This is a genomic window from Sphingobacterium sp. KH_072 (genome assembly GCF_057837975.1).
This window is the reverse complement of record NZ_CM174457.1, coordinates 923,202-945,078: the sequence shown is the minus strand read 5'-3', so window position 1 is coordinate 945,078 and position 21,877 is coordinate 923,202. Positions and strand designations below refer to the sequence as shown.

Here is a 21,877-nt window from a genome sequence, read left to right as displayed (position 1 = left end):
CAAATGTCAGAAATTTACTGCAAACCTAATACAAATTACTAAAATTTGACCGTTTGAAGATGATTCCGAAAAATCCATAGGATATTAGGCTGGCAAATGTACGCAACTCGACCAAATAATTTTACATACAGTGCCAGATAAATATCAAAAAATTAATTCAATTTTAACATAAAAAACAATTATTTCTTACGACTTTCATTCTCATGCAGTATTTCGTACTTTTGCAGATTAAGCATTGCAAGTATGGCTATCGCATCGCGAATCAATATAAAAAATAAACGAGCAACATTTGAATACCACATTTTAGACACCTACACGGCTGGATTGGGGTTGCTTGGTACGGAGATTAAATCTATTCGAGAAGGCAAAGCAAATATCAATGATAGTTTCTGTGCATTTTTCGAAGATGGTCTTTACATCCGCAATATGCATATTGCGGAGTATTCTTTCGGTTCGTTTTACAACCACGAAGCAAAACGGGATAGAAAGCTCCTATTGACCAAACGCGAACTCAAAAAACTCAAAGAAAAAGGCGAAGAAAAGGGGTTTACGATTGTACCACTACGTATCTTCATTAGCGAACGTGGTTTTGCCAAAGTAGAGATCGCCTTGGCACAGGGTAAAAAGGATTTTGATAAGAGAGATACGATTAAAGAACGCGAATCTAAACGCGAGCTTGATCGCGCCATGAAACGCTAGTGCGCTAAGCCCATCTTGTGCGCATATGCACCTGGCGTTAATCCTTCGCGTTTTCCAAATAAGCGAACAAAATAATTTACGTCGTTAAAACCGACGGCATAGCCCGCTTCTTTTACGCTCAGCCCTTGTTCAAGAAACCGTTTTGCAAATGCTATTCGCTCTCGAATTACATACTCAATGGGGCTGATCCCAACCTGTGATTTAAATTCTTTAAACAGCGCGGAACGACTCATGTTGGCTTTTTTACTCAATACATCTATCGTCAATTCATTAGATATATGTTGTCGGATAAATTCGGTGAGGTAATTGAGTAAAGAAGATTTTTTATCCTCGTCAGAAATTAAGTGTAACAGATTTTGCGTTTGTAACGTACGAATCAACAGTTCTTGAATGGTTAGTTCCGCTAATGCTTCGTGAAAGCAATCGTTGCCCGACATCAGCCGAAACAACTTATTCGTGAGGTACATGGTTTCCGCATCATGCTTAAAGTGAAATTTGTCCCATCGGAAGCGCCATTCTGATGACTGATCACTGGATGGCAACCGCTCATTCAGAAACTGAACCACATCTTCCACTTTACGACGGTCTATCGTTAACGCCGCACATTGAGTAGGTGCCGAAACATTCGCTTCTGGAAAGTCAATTTTCATCAACTTGTTTTCTGGTAGAATCAACGTTTCGCCCGGTATATATTCAAAAGATGGCGTATTCTCTAAGTGCATCACCTTCTTGCCGCGTAGCATATTGACCATGACGACATCACCAAATTGGAGAGGAACTGCATGCGTTGGCTGATAAGTCTCAAAGACATTAAATTCAAAACTTCCAAACGTAGCCACTCTTCGATTCTCTACGAGTGTAGACAATTGCTTATCTGTAGAAAGTGGCAACACATCTAATGCATAATTATACCTCATGCCTATCCAATTTAGCCGTGAACGATCTAGGTAAGATACGGAAAAAATAAAGGAAAGGAAAAAAAATTAATTGTTTGACCACGAATAACGATTGTGCTATTCATTAGGATTATTATGCTAATTATCAGTTTAGTAAATAGGTAGATTTGAGGTATCAGCGATTCACATAATCGCGTATAAAACTAAATTTTGGTAATCATGAGTGTATTAGAAAGACCCTCGTTCAAAGAACGATATGACAATTACATTGGTGGGAAATACGTCGCCCCAGTAAACGGCAAATACTTCGACAATATCTCTCCTATAGATGGTAAAGTATTTACACAAGTAGCCCATTCCAGCAAAGAAGACTTGGATTTAGCGGTAGCAGCAGGAGCCAAAGCTTTTACCACTTGGAGTAAAACCTCTGCCACCGAGCGAAGTATCATCCTCAACAAAATAGCCGATCGGCTAGAAGAAAACTTAGAATATCTTGCTATCGTAGAAACCATTGATAATGGTAAAGCTGTACGCGAAACCCTTAATGCAGATATTCCCTTGGCAATTGATCACTTTAGGTACTTTGCCAGTGTGATCCGCACCGAAGAAGGTAGCGCGACCGAATTGGATTCAGATACCTTATCGCTGATCATTCACGAACCATTGGGTGTTGTCGCACAAATTATTCCTTGGAATTTTCCGATTCTAATGGCCGTGTGGAAGCTCGCTCCAGCATTGGCCGCAGGCTGTACCGTCGTATTAAAACCGGCCGAAAGTACACCGACTTCGATCTTGGTGTTGATGGAATTGATTGAAGACATCGTTCCTGCCGGCGTGATCAACATTGTGAATGGCTTTGGTTCGGAACTGGGTCGAGCCTTGGTCACCAATCCGAAAATATCCAAGGCTGCCTTTACCGGATCTACCGCAACCGGACGCTTGGTAATGCAATATGCTACTGAAAACATCATTCCTGTAACACTGGAGCTAGGCGGCAAATCACCTAATGTTTTCTTCAGTTCGGTGCTGGATCACGATGATGATTACCTAGACAAAGCCATCGAAGGCGCGGTATTGTTCGCACTCAATCAGGGAGAGATCTGTACCTGCCCATCCAGAATCTTGGTGCAGGAAGATATCGCGGATAAATTTATTGAAAAAGTCATCGCCCGTGTCCAACAGATTAAAGTGGGCAATCCACTAGATCCTGATGTGATGATGGGAGCGCAAGCCTCTGAAATACAGAAAGACAAAATCCTTTCTTACATCAAACTAGGTAAAGAAGAAGGAGCAGAATTGCTTACCGGTGGCGAAGTGAATAAAGTAGGCGAAGGATTAGATGCGGGTTATTATATACAACCGACCGTATTCAAAGGGCACAATAAGATGCGCATCTTCCAAGAAGAAATATTTGGCCCCGTGGTCTCTTTAACTACGTTCAAAGACGAAAAAGAAGCAATCGAAATTGCTAACGACACCATTTATGGATTGGGTGCTGGCGTATGGACCCGAGATGCCCATCAATTGTACACCGTACCAAGAGCGATACAAGCGGGTCGTGTGTGGGTCAATCAGTACCACGCTTATCCTGCGGGTGCTCCGTTTGGCGGATACAAACAATCTGGCGTAGGACGCGAGAATCATAAAATGATGCTCGGACACTACCGCCAAACAAAGAATATGTTGATCTCTTATAGCAAAAAGAAACTAGGTTTCTTTTAATAGTACATATCCCCCACGCCCTATTCTTCTCAATCTAGGGCTGGGCGATTTTATAATTTCATCCTAATCAAAGCCTACAGCAGCGATCAGCCTATGTAGGGTATTTTTTAATCAAAAAACTACAAAATTATGATCCCAAAAAAGATGAAAGCCGCTGTGGCACCAGGCTACGGAAAACCATTAGAAATTAGAGAAGTTGACGTGCGCGAACCTGGCAGGTACGAAGTGCTGGTCAAAATAATCGCATCGGGCGTATGCCATACCGATCTGCATGCGATTGAAGGCGATTGGCCTGTCAAATCCAAAATGCCACTTATACCCGGCCACGAAGGTGTCGGTTATGTGGTGGCCTGCGGGCCAGAAGCTGTCGTAAAAGAAGGCGACGCCGTGGGTGTACCTTGGTTGTACAGCGCTTGCAGCTCTTGCGAGTATTGTATTACCGGTTGGGAAACCTTATGCGAATCCCAGAAAAATGGAGGATATGGCGTTGACGGCACGTTTGCAGAGTATGTCATTGCCGATTCTCGCTATGTCGGGCATCTAAAATCAAATGTTAACTTTTTGGAAATAGCACCCATCCTGTGCGCAGGTGTTACGGTGTACAAAGGGTTGAAAGAGACGGAAACCAAACCGGGCGAATGGGTAGCCATTTCAGGAATTGGCGGACTCGGACATGTCGCGGTACAATACGCCAAGGCCATGGGCATGCATGTCGCTGCCATCGATGTAGCCGACGACAAGCTCCAACTCGCTAAAAAACTAGGCGCAGATCTCGTGGTCAACGCCAAAAATGTTGATCCGGGCGAATACCTGCACAAAGAAGTCGGAGGAATGCATGGCGCACTGATTACCGCCGTTTCACCCATCGCCTTCAAGCAAGGCATTGAGGTATTGCGTAGAAAAGGTACTATTGCGTTGAATGGACTGCCGCCAGGCGCATTTGATTTACCGATTTTCGAAACTGTCCTCAAGCGCATCACGGTTAGAGGGTCTATTGTGGGCACGAGAAAAGACCTGCACGAAGCGCTGGAATTTGCGAACGAAGGACTAGTAAAAGCCACCGTTACGCCAGCAAAACTCGAAGACATCAATGGTGTTTTCGAAAAAATGAAAAAAGGGCAAATTGATGGCAGAATCGTGCTGGATATTGCAGAAGCCAACTAAATTAATTGATTATTGCCTTTCATAATACCGAAAGGCAATAATCTTACGTTTTTTATTTATGACTGAAAGATTATCACTCACAGAAAGCGCCAAAGAACTGATCCATGAATTGGTGGAAAAACATGGCGATTTGATGTTTTACCAAGCGGGCGGTTGCTGCGAAGGCACGCAACCGCAATGTTTCGAAAAAGGTGGATATTATCCGCGATACAATGATGCGATGATTGGTTTGGTAGAAGGATTCGAATTCTGGATTGATCGAGATCTATTTGAATATTGGCAATATTCGCACTTCACCTTAGATGTGCTCCAAGGCTTCGGACCTGGCGGTTTCTCCCTAGAAACACCACTTGGCAAAACGTTTAAAGTGCATTATCGTTTGTTTACAGAAAGTGAATTAGCTGATTTGGCTCCAGTTGTACGCAGTATTTAGACCCTGCAATGCACTTTACACTATTTTAAGAAGAGACGTGTAAGCCCTGTAACACCGGAATCGGCTTCTTGTCGTCGTCTAGCGCCACAAAAGTAAAAGAGCCTTGAATCGCTAACTCCCGGCTATCCTCATACATGCTTTCTAAGAAGATTTGTACCCGAACTTTCACACTCGTATTGCCAACTTTCTCTACACGCCCAACCGCTTCTACGATACTGCCTGCCGGAATGGCTTTATTAAAATCGATCTTGTCGGTAGATACCGTGACCAAGCGTTTGCGGCAGAAACGGGTGGCTGCCATAAAACTTACCTCATCCATAATGGCCAGTGCCTTTCCTCCAAAAAGGGTGTCATGATGGTTGGTAATGGATGGAAAAACCGTGATACAAACTCGGGTTTCTGATTGTTCTATTCTTTCTGCTATCGTCACCGCTGTTTCTTCTTCTATCGTCTGCAAATCTTATTGATTTTAATTCTGAGCGCAAAGATACACAAATCTACCCTGCCGCACCAGATTGCGCATCTACCTCTATACCAATTCCTTTCAGCAGCATAGAGGCGTTGAATATTTTGCACTCACCCGATTTCAGCCGGTAATCAAATAGCATCTCCCCTTCCTGTATTTGGATATCGAAATGATAGTTGACCAGATCCTGAGGGTATTCATCGGCCAATTGCGACAGTTGCAAATCGTGCGTAGCCACCATTCCTTTACCATCCATGTGTAGCAATTTTTCGATAATCGCTTTTGATCCTAAATATTTATCGACAGAGTTGGTACCACGCAACATCTCATCGATCAGGAAAAAACTATCCTTAGCAACCTCTACCACGCCCAATATAAATTTCATTCGATCCAGCTCCGCTTTAAAGGTAGATGTGCTTTCGTTTAGATCATCTTTAATCCGCATATACGTCACCAAGCGATAAATCGGAAGTTTGAACTGCGAAGCGCACGCCACCGATCCAGCATAAGCCAGCACCGCGTTGATACCAACGGTACGCAAAAAAGTACTTTTGCCGGCCATATTGGATCCCGTAACTAGAGCGACGCGATGATCGTGCGCAAAGTAATTATTAGCTACCGATTTACCTGCCGGGATGAGCGGATGTGCCAAGTCTCTTGCTTCAATCCGATCTTGCTGCGCATTGGCAGCGATTTCTGGAAAATGCCAAGTCGGCTGATTGTACGATAAAACACCGAGCGAAATCAGCGCTTCGTAAGATGCCATCACTTCAAAGGCTTGTAGAGTATCTTTTGCGTATTCATTTTTCCACTGCATAATAGCGAGCACCTGACGAAAATCCCACAGCATAAACATATTGAGCAAAGCACCCACGATCATGTTATTGCGCGCATCCAATTTGTCAATCAACTTTCCCAGTTTGTGCATTGCTTCCGAGAGCGGCGCATCATTATCCGTGCGCAAACGCTCTTGCAACTTATGATTAAGCGGTGCGGCAAAAGCACGTTTTTCGATCGCCTCAATAGCGCCACTGTAGGCCATCATAATCGCACCGATCTTATCAATCCGATTGGAGAAAACCGATACGCGTCCGCCTAACGCTAAAGTCCACAACAGGTGTGCAATAGCCAACATCAGCACATAAGACATCACATTATATCCAAATAGCGATAGGCCAACGCCCGCTAGGATCAAGATCGGAGCCACAAAAATGTAGATCTGCATAAAGCGATTCCCAAAAGTCATGGCTTTGCCTTCAAAATAGGCCGTAAGGTACATCCGCAGATTGGTAGTTGACTTGACGTTGAAAAGCAATTTAGTTTGCAATTGTTGATTGAAGGGCGCGTCCGCAGCAAACTCCTGAATCGCAGCTTGCCGATCCAATATGGTTTGCCGATCTGGCGCCGAATCAAGCCACTGTGCCAAGGTATTGGACCCATCTTGCGTAGCACAGCGGTTCACTTTTTCAAATAAGGAATGTGGACCGAATATATCCAGATCCGAAGAATAAGGATGTTTGCCATCTTGATAATCTGAACCATTGGAATACAGATTTGTGCCACCTTCGATCATCTGCTGCTCGTTTTCGTTGACCTGCAAAAATGCGTTCTTTTCGTCGCGAAGCCTTTCCAATCTGGCCTGCCGAAACACCAAGTACAAGAAAAGGATGGTAACCAAAATGGTGCAGAGTAGCACATGTGTCACGCTATTAGCTTGAAATAGCATAAAAAGTGCTGCTCCACCACCGATAATGACCGCAAGGCGCAATAGACTAAACGTATTTACCTGCTTATCTAGCCGAGCAATCTCCGCTTTGGTTTGAGAAATATTCTGTTGATAGAAGTTTAATGACACGAAGTTTATCAGATTTGAATCATGAATAATAAACGATCAACAAACCCGATATCCCGTTAGGTTACCAAGCCTGATCGCCTACCAAAGGTACAAAACGAAATGTATCCAATTCTATGCGTTCAAAGTCATTTTCGCCGACGCGAAGTATGGTCACCATTTTTTGTTCTTTTTCATCCCCTACGGGAATGACTAACAGCCCGCCAAACTTGAGTTGTTTGAGCATGATCTCGGGAACCAAAGGCGCTCCTGCGGTTACGATGATCTTGTCATAAGGTGCGCTCGGTGCAATGCCTTTAGAGCCGTCGCCGTAATGGAAATGAGGATGATATCCCATATAAGGCAAAACCATTTTGGTTCGATTGTACAAATTTTCCTGTCGCTCGATGGTAAACACCTCAGCCCCTAACTCAAGCAACACACAAGTTTGGTATCCAGATCCGGTGCCGATTTCTAGTATTTTATCGCCGGGGCGCACATGCAGCAATTCCGACTGATATGCCACTGTATAAGGCTGCGAGATCGTTTGTCCATCACCAATCGGGAAGGCGATATCGCGGTAGGCTTGATTCCAAAACGTTTCATCGAAAAAGTAATGCCGCGGCACTTTACCAATGGCCGCCAGTACGCGTTGATCTTGAATACCGCGCTTTTCCAACAGCTTGACGAGTTGTTTGCGTGCACCCTTTTCTCTATAATTGTCGATGAATTTGTAGGCCATTTGCCTCAAAAATAACATTGTTAAGCCACATTTTAGCACTTTAGTTACAAATCATTGGCCACGAGTTATTTTACATTTCACCTGTTAAGAACACCGAAAATGCCTGAAAATTTCAATAGATTTACCGAACAATCTTATTAGTAATGCACGACCTCCGTTTGCTTGCCTTTTTAATTTTACTCAGCACTAACAGCGCCTTTGCGCAAGCGCAGAAGTCGCAATCGGATCGCTATGCCCCCCAGTTTCAGGCTATTCTTAGCGAATACAATTTGCGGGGAACCATTCTTGTTTTTGACGCAAAGCAGGATAGCTTCTATTCCAACGATTTTCAGCGTGCGGCACAAGGATTCTTGCCCGCTTCCACTTTTAAGATACCGAATACACTCATCGCATTAGAAACAGGCATCGTAACTGATGCAAACACCATATTATATTGGGATGGAAAAAAACGGAATATGAAGGCTTGGGAAAAGGATCTAGCATTGAAAGATGCTTTCCGCTTATCCTGTGTACCGTGTTATCAAGAGGTTGCTGGCAAGATCGGTTTGCCGCGTATGCAACAATACCTCAGTCGGTTTTCTTATGCTGGTATGGATGTAAGAAAGGAAACCTTGCAAAACTTTTGGCTGGTTGGCGCATCGAAGATATCTGCTTTTCAGCAAGTGCAATTTTTGCGTGATTTCTACGATCGCAAATTTCAACTATCCGATCGCACGTACAACACGATGCTTAACATATTGGAAATCGAATCAACCCCAAGCTATTCTTGGAGCGGAAAGACGGGTTGGAGCACCGACCATGGCGACAACGGCTGGTTTGTCGGTTACTTACGTCGCGGAGATGCGATGTACTACTTTGCGGCGAACCTCGAACCCAAAGATCCTAGCAAAGTAGAAGAATTTCTACCAGCACGCGAAAAGGCGGTGCGCCAAGCATTACAGGTCATGCAGGCCTTTGAAGAAAAAATATAAAATTCAAAAATGATGAAAAGATACACGATTTATACTCTACTCCTCCTACTCTCTTTACAAGTTGGCATTGCACAGGTACGCGACAAGGCGAGCAATCACCTAGTCAAAGTATTGGCCATTGGCAATAGCTTTTCTGAAGATGCTTTAGAAAATTACTTGCACGAACTGGCCGTAGCGGCTGACCGCGAGATTATTATTGGCAACCTTTATATCGGTGGAGCACCTCTTGATCTGCATGTACGCAATGCGCAAGAGGAAAAAGCGATCTATAGTTATCGGAAAGTACAATTGGATGGCAACAAAATCACCCAGGAAAATACATCGATCTCCAAAGCGCTGGCCGACGAAGATTGGGATTACGTAAGCCTCCAACAAGCTAGTCCACTATCTGGCCAATACAGCGTGATTATGCAAAGTTTACCGACTTTGATGGACTATGTAAAGGGAAAAGTTGCGCCGCAAACGCAGTTGGTGTACCATCAGACATGGGCGTATCAGGCAGACAGTAAGCATGACGGATTTGCCAATTATCAGAAAAGCCAACCACAGATGTACGCTGCTATTGCGGCAGCCACGAAGCAAATTGGCAAGCAGAAAGGATTTGCCTTTGTCGTACCCTGTGGCACAGCGATCCAGAATGCACGGAGCAGCAGCATCGGCGATCAGTACACGCGCGATGGCTATCATTTGGAATTAAATTACGGCCGCTTTACCGCAGCTTGCACTTGGTATGAGAAGTTATTTCGCTTGGATGTACGTAAGAATTCTTTCAAACCAGCGAGTATTACGGAAGAGCAAGCCCATATTGCTAAGATAGCTGCACATGCAGCTGTCAAAAAACCTTTTAAGACCACATTAATCAGAAAATAGTTTTACGCAACAAATATCGCCTGAATTTTCTTAGTTTACGGTTTATTTTCTTTATATTTAAAATATCCACAAATGATACGAGCAAATGACAGACAGTTCGAAGTTTTCAAGAGAAACGCAGACTAACCGATTAACCGAAACAACCGAGTGGGATTTTATTGTAATAGGCGGAGGCGCAACCGGATTAGGTGTTGCTGTCGATGCGGCAAGTCGAGGATTTAAAACCCTTCTTTTAGAAAAAACAGACTTTGCCAAAGGTACGTCCAGCCGAAGCACCAAATTGGTGCATGGTGGTGTACGTTATCTGGCACAAGGGGATATCAAATTAGTATACGGCGCACTGAGAGAGCGCTGGCGCATTTTCAAAAATGCACCGCACGTTTCTCGCACACAATCTTTTATCATCCCTTGTTATAGCTTTTTCGAGAAGTGGAAGTACCTAATAGGGTTGAAATTATACGATTGGCTAGCAGGGAAGTATAGCATTGGCCGCTCTGTTTTCCTATCTAAAAAGGAGGTGGCCAAACATTTAGGTAATTTAAAAACTCAAGAACTACTAGGTGGCGTGCGCTACTATGATGGCCAGTTTGACGACGCTAGGTTTGCCGTAAACCTAGCACAAACGGCGATAGAACAGCAAGCCTGTGTGCTCAACCATGCTTCGGTAACCGCCATACTCAAAAATGCCAATGGACAGGTAGATGGTGTTGCATTTGTCGATCTGGAAACAGATCGTGCCTATCAAGTGAGTGGTAAAGCCATCATCAATGCGACGGGCATCTTTGTAGACGATATTTTGTCGATGGCCAGCCCAAAACATCCACAAATGGTGCGCCCAAGTCAAGGTACGCATGTGGTGGTCGATCGATCTTTCTTACCAGAAGCGCAAGACGCGTTGATGATTCCAAAAACCAGCGACGGCCGCGTACTGTTTGGTGTGCCTTGGCACGATTATCTGGTATTAGGCACTACCGATACGGCTATTGATGACAAAAGCGAAGAACCGATTCCCCTCGAAGAAGAGATCGATTTTATTTTATCCACGGCGGCAGCTTACCTGGAAAATGCACCTACCAGAGCAGATGTGCGCAGTACATTTTCGGGCTTACGACCTTTAGCAGCGAATTCCGGCACCAGTCAAAAAACTAAAGAAATATCGCGAGACCACAAACTGATCATTCACGAATCCAAGTTGATCACGATTACCGGGGGGAAATGGACCACCTACCGCAAAATGGCCGAAGACACGGTCGATAAAAGTATTCAAGCTTTGAATCTCGCGTGGGCAGACTGCAAAACAGTTTCCTTATCGATCCATGGCTCGGAGCATTTGTCCACTTCAGAGCAATCACGTCTTTCGATCTACGGAAGCGACGCTGCTCATATCGTCGCTCTAGAGCAAGAGAATCCTGATTATGCCAAGTTAATCATACCCGAATTTCCGCATTCTGTTGCTCAAGTTGTATGGGCAGTTCGTACAGAAATGGCACGTACCGTCGAAGATGTACTTGCACGACGCTTACGTTTGCTCTTTTTGGATGCCCAATTGGCTATTACCGCAGCTCCCTCGGTAGCGCGCATTCTCGCTGAAGAACTGAAACGCGGTACTGATTGGGAGACGGAGCAAGTACGTGTTTTTACGGCATTAGCAAAAGGTTATTTAACAAGCGGCGTTTATACTCAGCCCGATTTATTAGACGTTTCCTTATAATTAAGCACTTTTTTATGAAACCTTATATCCTTTCAATCGATCAGGGTACCACCAGTTCGCGTGCTATTTTAGTTGATCACGACGGAAAAATTATAGATATCGCACAACAGGAGTTCGAACAACATTTCCCCCAATCTGGTTGGGTAGAGCATGATCCAATGGAAATTTGGTCTTCACAATTGGCGGTTATAACCTCTGTGATTGCAAAGAGCAAAATTCGTTCGGCAGATATCCATGCCATCGGTATCACCAATCAACGTGAAACTACCATTGTATGGGATCGGAAAACGGGCAAACCCATCTATCCGGCCATTGTATGGCAAGATCGTCGTACCGCAGATTACTGTGATGAACTGAAGGAGAAAGGACTAGAAGAAATGGTCCGCGATAAGACAGGCTTATTAATTGATTCCTACTTTTCTGCAACGAAAATAAAATGGATATTGGACGAAGTGGATGGTGCGCTTGAGCGCGCCAAAGCCGGGGAATTGGCATTTGGCACGGTAGATTCTTGGTTGATCTGGAATCTGACGAATGGTGAACTACATCTCACAGATATTACCAACGCATCTCGAACGATGCTCTTTAATATCCATAGCTGCGAGTGGGACAGTGAGTTGCTGGGGCTATTCGGTATTCCTGAAGCCATACTACCGGAAGTAAAATCATCTTCCGAAGTATATGGTGAGACTTCTGTCGACGTATTGAAGACAGCTATTCCCATTGCTGGTATCGCCGGCGATCAACAATCTGCACTCTTTGGCCAACTCTGTATCGAAAAAGGCATGGTCAAAAACACCTACGGAACGGGATGTTTTATGCTCATGAATACAGGCAACGAAGCGATTAAATCTGAACATAAGTTAGTCACTACGATTGCTTGGAAAATTGGCGATGAGGTAACTTATGCACTAGAAGGCAGTGTATTTATCGCTGGTGCTGTGGTACAGTGGCTTCGGGACGGATTGGGCTTGATCAAAAAATCAAAGGACGTCACAGCTTTAGCAAAAAAAGTAGAAGATACCGGTGGTGTTTATGTCGTACCAGCATTTGCAGGTTTAGGCGCACCGCATTGGGATGCACGAGCGCGCGGCAGTGTGTATGGCATTACGCGTGGCACGACAGATGCGCACTTGGCACGCGCCTGCTTGGAATCGATCGCTTTTCAAACGTATGATGTGCTGGAAGCTATGCAACAAGATGCTGGCCATGCGATCGAAGAGCTTCGTGTGGATGGCGGAGCCACATCAAACGGCGTGTTATTAAAATTTCAGGCAACATTATTAGGTGCTACCGTAGTACGACCAGAAAACACCGAAACGACAGCCATGGGCGCAGCTTATCTTGCCGGACTGGCTACTGGATTCTGGAAAGACATCGCAGAAGTACAGAAGATATGGTCAGTCGATAAAAAAATCCAACCTGAAAAAGACATTGATAGCACAGCCGTCTTGAAAGAGTGGCATGCTGCTGTAGAAGCAACGAAAGTATGGGCAACGCTTAAAAACAAAAAATCATGAGTCCGATAGTAGCGGAGTTATTTGGAACATTTTTAATGGTCCTTTTGGGTTGTGGCGTGGTAGCTAATGTTGTGTTGAAAGACACGAAAGGCCACCAAGGTGGCTGGATTGTCATTACCACCGCATGGGCATTGGCTGTATTCGTCGGTGTTTCCGTGGCTGGGCCTTATAGCGGCGCACACCTCAATCCAGCAGTTACCTTGTCCGTTTGGATGATTGATGAAATGGATTCAAGTACCGCTTTATCGTATGTTGGCGGACAGTTTGCGGGAGCCATGTTGGCTTCTGTTGTTGTATGGCTTTGTTATCGGCCACATTTTGATCGTACGCAAGATGGAGTGACCACACAAGCGGTGTTTTGTACCGCGCCAGCTATACGCGATCATAGCTCCAACTTTATCACAGAGTTAGTGGCGACGTTTGTACTCATTTCTACCATTTTATTTTTCCAAGAACCTTCTATGCAACTCGAGGAGACCGCTGGCGTCATCGGCTTAGGATCTATCGGTGCCTTACCGGTAGCATTTTTAGTATGGGGAATCGGTTTAGCGCTGGGTGGCACTACAGGTTACGCCATCAATCCCGTGCGCGATCTTGGCCCTCGCATCATCTACAGCATTTTGCCCATCAAACCCAAAGCTGGATTTGATGTAAGCTATGCTTGGGTTCCGGTTTTAGCACCACTAATAGGCTCGGCGATTGCGACGTTGCTGTATCAGATTCTTACTTCGGCGACATAAAACAAGTGATGCCATGAGAAAGAAAATGAAGTATTTTCTAAAATGAATAATTGTTTTGACTTCCAGCTTAAAAATTAGACTATTTGAAAGTCAAAAAAGACTGTAATTTATTAATAACGCTCAAAATCCCAGACACTAACAAAACTAGTATTAAGTACGAAGTTCATTGAGTGACTAAATATATCGTGGGGGATTGCAATATTTAACACATATTTTTTTACAGGTGTCTTCACATTTAAAACTTGTAACTTACTTTGTTCGAAACATGCAACACCATTGCTTGAGACTTCAAAACTCTTTAATGGGATAGACAACCCTTTCCCTAACTGTTTTATACAGGCTTCTTTTTGAGTCCAATAAGTATAGAATTCCATCAGCGGATTTATTGAGTTAATAATCCGTTTCTTTTCATTTTCTGATGCAAATTCAGCGATAAATGATAAATAGTCATATTCTCGAATCATTTCAGCATCTATACCAATTTCGAATTTTGCCTTTGCAAGGGCAATGAATTGGTTCGAGTGTGTTACATTGAAAAAAGATCCATCTATAAGATATGGCTTACCGTGTATATTTGTTTGGAGGCTGTCTAGTGATTCTTTCTCATTCAATACAAATTGATCAATAAGCAGATAACCTATTAAGCTAGCTTGCGCGTCTTGCCAGCGAACGAACTTCTGAATCCGAGTCCTGATTTTTTCAGGAAGTCTTATTAGAAATGATTCATATAATGGTTGTGAAAGTCTTTCTTCTAGCACACAATAATAGATGTCAACATGATTTTTCATTTTTCTCTCTATTTACATCCATCCATATCATTGATTACAAACCATTAAATATCAAATTAAACCCTGCCTTAGTGATTTTAAAAAGCTAAAAAAACAAGTATTTCCACACTTATCTTTCGACAGATAAGTGCGGAAATCGAAAAAGCTTCTATTAGGTCATTTTCATAAATTTGACATAGGAACGGATGACATCTTTATTAAATATAGGTTGTGTAATCCCAGAACTTTGGAGGAACTGTAAGGTATTAGTGCTTTTTACATAGTAAGTGTTCTCGTATGCTTCGACAAGCACTTTTCCTTCATACACTTCCTCATTAAATAGGTATAGAAGAGAATGAACAGGGATTTCTTCGTCGCCATCCCATGACTTAAACCAATCCTGAAAATCCATACCTTTCATTTCAATATCGCAATATTCGGAGATTTTCACACAAAAATCTGTTAAGGAAAGATCGTGTTCGGGCTTTGGCGCTAGATTGAAATTCAAACCTATTGCGTCCATATTTTTGCCGATGTGAGCAATGGCTTCACAAACATAATCTACCGTGACTACTTCATCTTTCAGAGCCATGACCAGAGGAAAGGTTTTAAGCTCTATACAGGTTCTCATAAGCGAACTCCACCATTGATTTAGAGGCGTGGCTCCAGTCTTACTGTGGCATACTACAAAACCTAAACGAAAGTTCATGACCGGCAACCCTTGATCGCGAGCTAAGCCAACGATTTTATCCATTACCCATTTGCTTCGAATATATCCCATATCCCTGCTTACTGCTGGCAAATTCTGATCAATAGGATCATCTTCGGTCATCCATGTTTTACCAGTGAAAGCTCTTCCCCAGCTGTATACTCCAGTAGATGAGGATACAATTAGTAGCTTTGTTTTTTTCGCCGTGCTAAAAAGTAAAATGTTTTGAGTACCATACACATTGGGTTTCTTAATAATTTCATAAGGTTGTATATAGCTCACATTGCTAGCCATATGATACACTACGTCTACCAATTCGCACAATCGTAGATATTCTGGAATCGGCATCCCCAAATATTCCGCCTCAATATCGCCTAGTACTACGTCTATATGTTTTTCATAACTGCTTTCCCAAGGGATACTAAATTTAAAGAAAGTACTTTTGATTCGTTCTAGTCCTAATGCTATCGTTTCGGCTCGTACTAGGCAGTGTATTTTACTGTTTGGATTTTTTAGGATGATTTCGACCAACAATTGTGAACCCACAAAACCAGTAACTCCAGTCAGAAAAATATTTTCTGGATTACGATAAGCCTGTATATCTGGTTTTCCCGTTACACTAAATCCATCAGGCAACGTGGCATCAGCAATAAGTTGATTTTGTACGGTAAGGGCGCGATGATTTATATTTATCCGGTTTTGTTCAGTTCTCTTTTTGATTTCTTCAATGAAACTCTGAATAGTCGGGTAATTATAGATTTCAGGTAGTGATATAAGGTTTTTTATATCTTTTGGTAATCGGCTATGCAATTGGGCAACCATCAGAGAATGACCGCCTAGATCGAAGAAATTACTATTGTTATCCACGTGACCTAACCCGAGAAGGTCTCTCCAAATTAGGGATATTTCGCCTTCCAAATCGTTAGATTTTTCCAAGACAGATCGATTACCGAAAATAAGTTCCAATCTGGCTTCCAATTCTTTCTTATCGACCTTTCCTGTAATGGTTATGGGAAGTCGCTGTACGGGAATAATTTATCTGGCAACATATACACGGGTACTATACCTTTCAATCTATTTTTGATCTCCATCACAGTATCATCGTCTTCGGACTTCGTTTCTACGAATGCCGCCAAGATTGGCATCTTATCTTTTGGACGATAAACCGTAACAGAAACATTCGAAAAGTTGCCCAACTGTCTGATGTGATGTTCTATTTCCCTCAGTTCGATGCGGTAGCCGCGCAGTTTTACTTGATCATCACTCCTACCGATAAACACAGTGTCGCCTTTGGGATCTACTAGTGCCCTATCCCCGCTTTTGTAAAGTGTATAACCTGCTCCTTTGATCTTCTTCAACCAATTAGGTGCTTCCACAAAAACTTTAGCCGTCTCGTCAGGCTTATTCAAGTATCCTTTTGAGAGTTGCTTACCACCAATAAATATTTCGCCTTCATTCCCTTGTTCTACGGCTTCCATTTTCTGATCCAAAATATAGATATCTGTTCCAAAAACTGCTTTCCCAATGGTTGACGGCTTACTATTTTTGGTGTATGCGTAAACGCAAACTACCACTGTCGTTTCCGTTGGTCCGTAACCGTTGTACAATTGTACACGATCTTTCCAATCGCTTATCAATCGTTCGGTAGGCACTTCACCAATCAGCAGAATTTTCTCCAATTTTCCGATGTAGTGATCGCTTGGTAGTGTGGCCATCACCGTCGGAGTTAGAGAAGGGATGATGTTAATATCATGCTCAACAATAAAATTCAGCAAAGGTTCGCCGATTATCTTATTGTCTGGATACAGAAAAATGGTAGCGCCGATGCTTAGTGGAATCCATATATCAATAATCGAGACATCAAAGCTTGGAGATCCAAATTGTAAGAACCGGTCTTGCGAAGAAAACTGCATTTCCTTTGCAAATACCTCGATGAACTGTGAAAGTGCTTCATGGTGAATAACAACACCTTTGGGTACGCCAGTACTACCCGAGGTATAAATAATGTAGGCAGGTTGTTGCTTTTTTATTTCGATCGGCACACTCAAAGTTGAGGTATACATGGTATAGCTTTCTGCTTTCCACTCCAGAACGTCTACTTGCAGATCGCGTTCGCTAAAGCTTTTTGCATCATCCACCAAAACAAGATTTGTTGCGGAATCTTTAAGCATCGTTTCTACTCTTGCTTTCGGCAGATTGCTTTCTAGTATCAAATAACTACCTCCTGCTTTCAGTACAGCGAGCATCGCGATAATCCTTTCGGGCGACTGGCACATTGCTACACCTACTGTTTTTCCGTCAGCAATACCAAGCTCAACCAATTTGGCTGCCAGCTTATCGGCACGTTCCTTGAGTTGACGAAAACTGATTTGACGGTCTCGAAAAACCAACGCTTGATTTTCCGGATAATTGCTCGAAAAGTAGTCTATTTTAGTGACTAAATTTTCTGCATTTTCAAGGGAGATGATGGATGAAAACATCTCATTTTGGTTAGAAAAAATGAGATGTTTTCATAAGTTAGGAATAAACATAAATAGATGATGATATATAGACTGAATAGTTATTATTCAATTAAAATCCTCGTATACAACCTCTGCGGTAGAAAATTTAAATTTCTAATATACAGCTGATTAATGTTATTTCTAAATCCTTACTCAGGCACTTGGCTTATTACATTTCTTTTTCACGGCAGATTGAAAAAACAGTTCAAATATAATGACATTTACAAGTTTTCAAATATTTTTTCTCTAAAAAGGGATATATTTATTCGTTCCGACCCATTCACTTCTTTTGCCAGGTCAAAAGTCCACATGATGAAGTAAACAAAAGAGCTATTTCTCTTGCATTTGTAGTTTACAATCCCTTAACTAATGCCTACACCTTACCTAAAGAATGATCGAATAGATTTACAGAAAGACCTACTTTACTTGAAAAAGCACGACCTACACTATGAATGAGTCTGACATATTTTAACGATGCTGCTTGCACTTCAAATCCCAAATAAAAAAGAGATATTTGAGGTATGCACATCAAGTCAGGCCTATCTATTTTAATCGTACTTCTTTGCGGCGCTTGTGGAGAAGCGGCTGTAGAAGATCAATATAGCTATTACCAAGCTATTGAAAATCGTGATACGACTTTTATACGATTGCAGATTAGTGAAGGTAGGTTTTTTGGCGATTATGTATTTGCCAAAGGCGACAGCTACCAAGTTAAAGGAGATTTTAAGGGCGAAACCGTTGGAGACACCTTATCTGGCATGCTGGTGTATACGCCTTACGGCCATAAAAATTCGAAAAAGGTCGCTTTTGCGCTTTTAAAATCTGGCGACAACATTCGCGAAGGAAAAGGGCTTCAAACGATTTATATGGGCGTGCCCTTTTATCCACCTGCATCACTTAGCTTTGATTCACATCGGATATTTATCCCTATTGAAAAGCAAAGCGTATTTAACAAAGAGTAATGCTTGTTAGAAAAGTCCTCTATACTGATTAATCTCTCCAGGTGAAATTGTGCCTTCCTCACTTGGCAAGTAAAAAAAGACTTGCCCTTAATCAAGCGAAAATAGCCTTTAATAAGGATCTACATCAACTACAACCCGCACACCCGAATTTTTCTTGTCTAGCTCGAAATGCAGCAAGGCTTGGCGAATCAATTCCTTGACTTTGACAATGCTGATGCCCGTACGTTCCACCTTTAAGGTAATGGTCTGAATATAATAGTTGCGGATCCGCGCTACTAAAGGTTGCTCTGGACCAAGAACCCGCTGCTCCAAAGTAGTACGTAGCAGGTTGGCTAATTTATTGGCCGAATCCAAACACTTATCCTGATCGGTATGCTTCACATCCAAACGGATCAAGCGGTAAAAAGGTGGATAATGATAACTTTTACGCTCCGTGATTTCGTTGGTAAACATTCCTAAATAATCGTGCTGCACTACTTGTTCGAGCACGCGATGATTGGGAGAATAAGTTTGGATAATCACACGACCTTGCGTTTGCCGACGTCCGGATCGCCCTGCCACTTGTGAAAATAAGGAATATGCGCGCTCGTACGACCGGAAATCCGGAAAATTGATCATCGCATCCGCATTGATGATGCCGATCAGATTGACGCGCCCGAAGTCTAAGCCTTTGGCGACCATTTGCGTACCGATCAGCACATCAAATTCATGATCGTCAAACGCCGTAATCACTTTATCAAATCCATGTTTACCGCGTGTAGAATCTAAGTCCAAGCGACCAATTCGCAAGTCGGGCATGAGCAATTCCAGTTCCTCTTCTATTCGTTCTGTGCCGTAGCCTTTATTCTCCAAATGCGTAGATCCACAAGCCGGACAAACCTGCATCGTATCTTCCGAGAAACCACAATAATGGCAATGCAATAAGTTACTCGATTTATGATAGGTCAAGCTCACATCGCATTGCACACATTTGGCGACATAGCCACAGGTTTTACATTGTAAAAAAGGCGTGTGGCCACGGCGATTTTGAAAGAGAATCACTTGTTCCTTTTGCGCTACTGCATCTTCAATGCCTTTCAACAACGTTTTGCTGAAATAATTCACCATCTGATCTTTCCGCCCTTCTTCGGTTACATGGAGAATCTCGATGGCCGGCAACTGGACTTCACCAAAACGTTCGGAAAGTGTTACGAGACCATACTTGCCCGCTTTGGCATTATAAAAACTTTCGACTGATGGCGTGGCAGAGCCTAATAAAACCTTTGCGCCATACGTACTAGCTAGATAAATGGCTGCATCGCGCGCATGATATCGCGGTGCTGGTTCGAATTGCTTGTAAGAACTTTCGTGCTCTTCATCAACCACTATTAAGCCCAGATTTTGAAACGGAAGCAATACCGCGGAACGTGCACCCACAATAATTTTGAGCTCCCCGTTCAACACTTTGTACCACACCTCTGCGCGTTCGTTATCGTTAAATTTAGAGTGATACACCCCCAGCTGATCCCCAAAATATAATTTTAGTCGTTCGGTGATCTGCGCCGTTAAGGCGATTTCAGGCAATAAAAACAACACTTGCCGCCCTTGTTCGATGAGTTTCTCTATCAAGCGAACATACAATTGTGTTTTGCCCGAAGCAGTAACGCCATGCAATAGCACAACATCCTTCTCTTCAAAAAATTCATTGATCTGTTCATACGCCTGCTGTTGAGCCGTACTAAACGTAAAGTCCTTTTGCAAGACAATATCAGCGCCTTGAAAACGGCTTACCACCTTTTCTTTCACATCAAATACACCCTTATCAATCAGTGCGGTGACGGCCGACGAACCGCAGCCCGATGCTTCCATAATATTTTGACGGGTGATTTCACCACCTTGCTTTTGTAACTGCATGAAAGCAAGCACTGCATCCTGCTGCGTCGGCGCACGATTCAAGGCATCTAGCAACATGCGCTTACCTTCTCCGTCAGAATATTGCGAAGAGAAAGTGAGGAAAGTTTTTACTTTTGGTTTGTAACGCTGCTTTATCTCTTCGGATATCAGGATAAAACCTTTATCAAATAGACTTTTTAGCAGTGGAAACACCGTTTTCTGACCCAATATTTTGATGACGTCGCTAATTCGGAGTTCACCAGCCACATCCAGTGCATCCATCACGAGGAAGGCTTTATCATTCAATCCGCTACGATCCAAATCTTCTTGATCCGCGGAGCGAATCTTGGTTTCGGAAGCCATTTTCAAAGCCGCTGGCAGAGCCGCTTGCATCACATCGCCGAGGTGGCACATGTAATAATCGGCGATCCAATGCCAGAAATCAAGCTGCAGCGCGCTAACGATTCCTTGCTCATCTACCACATCCAGAATATATTTTGCTTCGTATCGAAGCGGCGCTTCTTCCGTTACGCGTTCCACAATGGCCGCGTAGATTCGGTTTTTTCCAAACTGCACGATGACGCGCACACCCAATTTTACTTTTTCATTGAGCGCTTCCGGCACGCGATAAGTATACGACTTGGCAATCGGCAAAGGCAATACAACCTCGACAAATAGCGTCTGACGCGCGGCGGCGGATTCAAAAAGCTGGGGTGATGACATATACAAATGTAAAAAAATACCCTCGATTAGCAGCTACTAAGCGAGGGTATCTCTGTATTATAGAATAGGGGTGTTTTATGCGCGGTGCCGCAATGCTGCGGAGAATAAACCGATCCAGCCGACGATAAAAAATAATCCGCCGATAGGCGTAATTGGCCCCAAGATGCTAATCTGCGTAATCCCAAGCAATTCTCGCGTACTCAAAACGTACAATGAGCCGGAAAACAAAAGAATACCGACGGTAAAAGCGATGAATGACAAACGAATAGATTGACTTTTCGCACGCGAAAAAGTCGATAAAAATAACAGCGCCAAGGTATGGTAAAAATGATAACGATTAGCGGTTTCCCAAGTTTCTAACTGAGAATCACTCACTTTGCCTTCTAAACCATGCGCTCCGAATGCACCCAATATCACGGCAATCATCCCAAAAAATGCTGCAGTAAGAATAATTTGTTTGTTCATAATAGTATATCGTGCTCTGCGGCCGATTTCTTGTTGCTAAATGTATACAATTTGATGCAGACTCCGAGTGATTTTTATCACTTTTTAAACATTCTAATGGAAATTTGCTGGTA

At 43.0% G+C, this 21,877-nt stretch carries 19 protein-coding genes; 10 read left to right on the top strand and 9 right to left on the bottom strand.

From position 1 onward, the window contains the following. Positions 1–243: 243 nt before the first annotated feature. Entirely contained in the window at positions 244–699 is a 456-nt protein-coding gene (smpB, locus tag AC3IRT_RS04480) for an SsrA-binding protein SmpB (RefSeq protein ID WP_489395238.1), read from the top strand. Here the strand turns inward: smpB and AC3IRT_RS04475 are convergent. Then, positions 696–1,616, bottom strand: coding sequence for an AraC family transcriptional regulator (locus tag AC3IRT_RS04475; protein WP_489395237.1), 921 nt, complete (start codon positions 1,614–1,616; stop codon positions 696–698). The two genes, smpB and AC3IRT_RS04475, sit on opposite strands and share 4 nt — an antisense overlap. Before the next feature lie 198 nt (positions 1,617–1,814). On the opposite strand from AC3IRT_RS04475, the gene AC3IRT_RS04470 reads away from it, so the two are divergent. The 3 genes from AC3IRT_RS04470 (at position 1,815) to AC3IRT_RS04460 (ending at position 4,914) form a co-directional block, all read left to right on the top strand. After that, positions 1,815–3,317 (top strand): aldehyde dehydrogenase family protein, encoded by a 1,503-nt coding sequence (locus AC3IRT_RS04470; RefSeq protein ID WP_489395236.1) that lies wholly within the window; start codon positions 1,815–1,817, stop codon positions 3,315–3,317. A 129-nt stretch (positions 3,318–3,446) separates the two neighbouring features. After that, positions 3,447–4,481, top strand: a complete 1,035-nt coding sequence (gene adhP, locus AC3IRT_RS04465; protein ID WP_489395235.1) for an alcohol dehydrogenase AdhP — start codon at positions 3,447–3,449, stop codon at positions 4,479–4,481. A gap of 58 nt (positions 4,482–4,539) precedes the next feature. After that, positions 4,540–4,914, top strand: a complete 375-nt coding sequence (locus AC3IRT_RS04460) for a DUF779 domain-containing protein (RefSeq protein WP_489395234.1) — start codon at positions 4,540–4,542, stop codon at positions 4,912–4,914. A gap of 25 nt (positions 4,915–4,939) precedes the next feature. Here the strand turns inward: AC3IRT_RS04460 and AC3IRT_RS04455 are convergent, their stop codons facing one another. The 3 genes from AC3IRT_RS04455 to AC3IRT_RS04445 all read right to left on the bottom strand — a co-directional run bounded on the left by AC3IRT_RS04455 (position 4,940) and on the right by AC3IRT_RS04445 (position 7,953). Then, a complete protein-coding gene (locus AC3IRT_RS04455) occupies positions 4,940–5,344 on the bottom strand; it encodes an acyl-CoA thioesterase (RefSeq protein WP_489396102.1) in 405 nt (134 codons plus the stop codon). A 67-nt stretch (positions 5,345–5,411) separates the two neighbouring features. Then, a complete protein-coding gene (locus tag AC3IRT_RS04450; protein ID WP_489395233.1) occupies positions 5,412–7,235 on the bottom strand; it encodes a MutS-related protein in 1,824 nt (607 codons plus the stop codon). A gap of 61 nt (positions 7,236–7,296) precedes the next feature. Then, positions 7,297–7,953: a protein-L-isoaspartate(D-aspartate) O-methyltransferase gene (locus AC3IRT_RS04445; RefSeq protein ID WP_489396101.1), complete on the bottom strand. Its 657-nt coding sequence runs from the start codon at positions 7,951–7,953 to the stop codon at positions 7,297–7,299. Positions 7,954–8,096: 143 nt separating this feature from the next. On the opposite strand from AC3IRT_RS04445, the gene blaOXA reads away from it, so the two are divergent. The 5 genes from blaOXA to AC3IRT_RS04420 all read left to right on the top strand — a co-directional run bounded on the left by blaOXA (position 8,097) and on the right by AC3IRT_RS04420 (position 13,765). Then, a complete protein-coding gene (gene blaOXA, locus AC3IRT_RS04440; protein ID WP_489395232.1) occupies positions 8,097–8,924 on the top strand; it encodes a class D beta-lactamase in 828 nt (275 codons plus the stop codon). A 9-nt stretch (positions 8,925–8,933) separates the two neighbouring features. Beyond that, a complete protein-coding gene (locus AC3IRT_RS04435) occupies positions 8,934–9,794 on the top strand; it encodes a DUF4886 domain-containing protein (protein WP_489395231.1) in 861 nt (286 codons plus the stop codon). Positions 9,795–9,879: 85 nt separating this feature from the next. Further along, entirely contained in the window at positions 9,880–11,505 is a 1,626-nt protein-coding gene (locus tag AC3IRT_RS04430; protein ID WP_489395230.1) for a glycerol-3-phosphate dehydrogenase/oxidase, read from the top strand. Positions 11,506–11,519: 14 nt separating this feature from the next. Beyond that, entirely contained in the window at positions 11,520–13,025 is a 1,506-nt protein-coding gene (gene glpK, locus AC3IRT_RS04425; protein WP_489395229.1) for a glycerol kinase GlpK, read from the top strand. Further along, positions 13,022–13,765, top strand: coding sequence for an MIP/aquaporin family protein (locus AC3IRT_RS04420; protein ID WP_489395228.1), 744 nt, complete (start codon positions 13,022–13,024; stop codon positions 13,763–13,765). The genes glpK and AC3IRT_RS04420 overlap by 4 nt, the downstream gene beginning before the upstream one ends. A gap of 110 nt (positions 13,766–13,875) precedes the next feature. Here the strand turns inward: AC3IRT_RS04420 and AC3IRT_RS04415 are convergent, their stop codons facing one another. From AC3IRT_RS04415 to AC3IRT_RS04405, 3 genes are all read right to left on the bottom strand, one after another. Beyond that, positions 13,876–14,553, bottom strand: coding sequence for a 4'-phosphopantetheinyl transferase family protein (locus AC3IRT_RS04415; protein WP_489395227.1), 678 nt, complete (start codon positions 14,551–14,553; stop codon positions 13,876–13,878). 151 nt (positions 14,554–14,704) lie between these two features. Beyond that, complete coding sequence (locus tag AC3IRT_RS04410) at positions 14,705–16,177, bottom strand: SDR family oxidoreductase (RefSeq protein WP_489395226.1); 1,473 nt, start codon at positions 16,175–16,177, stop codon at positions 14,705–14,707. Positions 16,178–16,248: 71 nt separating this feature from the next. Beyond that, positions 16,249–17,721, bottom strand: a complete 1,473-nt coding sequence (locus AC3IRT_RS04405; protein ID WP_489395225.1) for an amino acid adenylation domain-containing protein — start codon at positions 17,719–17,721, stop codon at positions 16,249–16,251. A 542-nt stretch (positions 17,722–18,263) separates the two neighbouring features. Here AC3IRT_RS04405 and AC3IRT_RS04400 point away from each other — a divergent pair. After that, positions 18,264–18,704 carry a hypothetical protein gene (locus tag AC3IRT_RS04400; RefSeq protein ID WP_489395224.1) on the top strand — a complete coding sequence of 147 codons (441 nt, stop codon included), beginning with the start codon at positions 18,264–18,266 and terminating at the stop codon, positions 18,702–18,704. Positions 18,705–18,812: 108 nt separating this feature from the next. Here AC3IRT_RS04400 and priA read toward each other — a convergent pair whose 3' ends face one another. Then, on the bottom strand, positions 18,813–21,299 hold the full coding sequence (gene priA, locus AC3IRT_RS04395; protein ID WP_489395223.1) for a replication restart helicase PriA: 2,487 nt from the start codon (positions 21,297–21,299) through the stop codon (positions 18,813–18,815). Positions 21,300–21,374: 75 nt separating this feature from the next. Then, positions 21,375–21,764 carry a DUF423 domain-containing protein gene (locus AC3IRT_RS04390; RefSeq protein WP_489395222.1) on the bottom strand — a complete coding sequence of 130 codons (390 nt, stop codon included), beginning with the start codon at positions 21,762–21,764 and terminating at the stop codon, positions 21,375–21,377. Between the last annotated feature and the right edge of the window lie 113 nt (positions 21,765–21,877).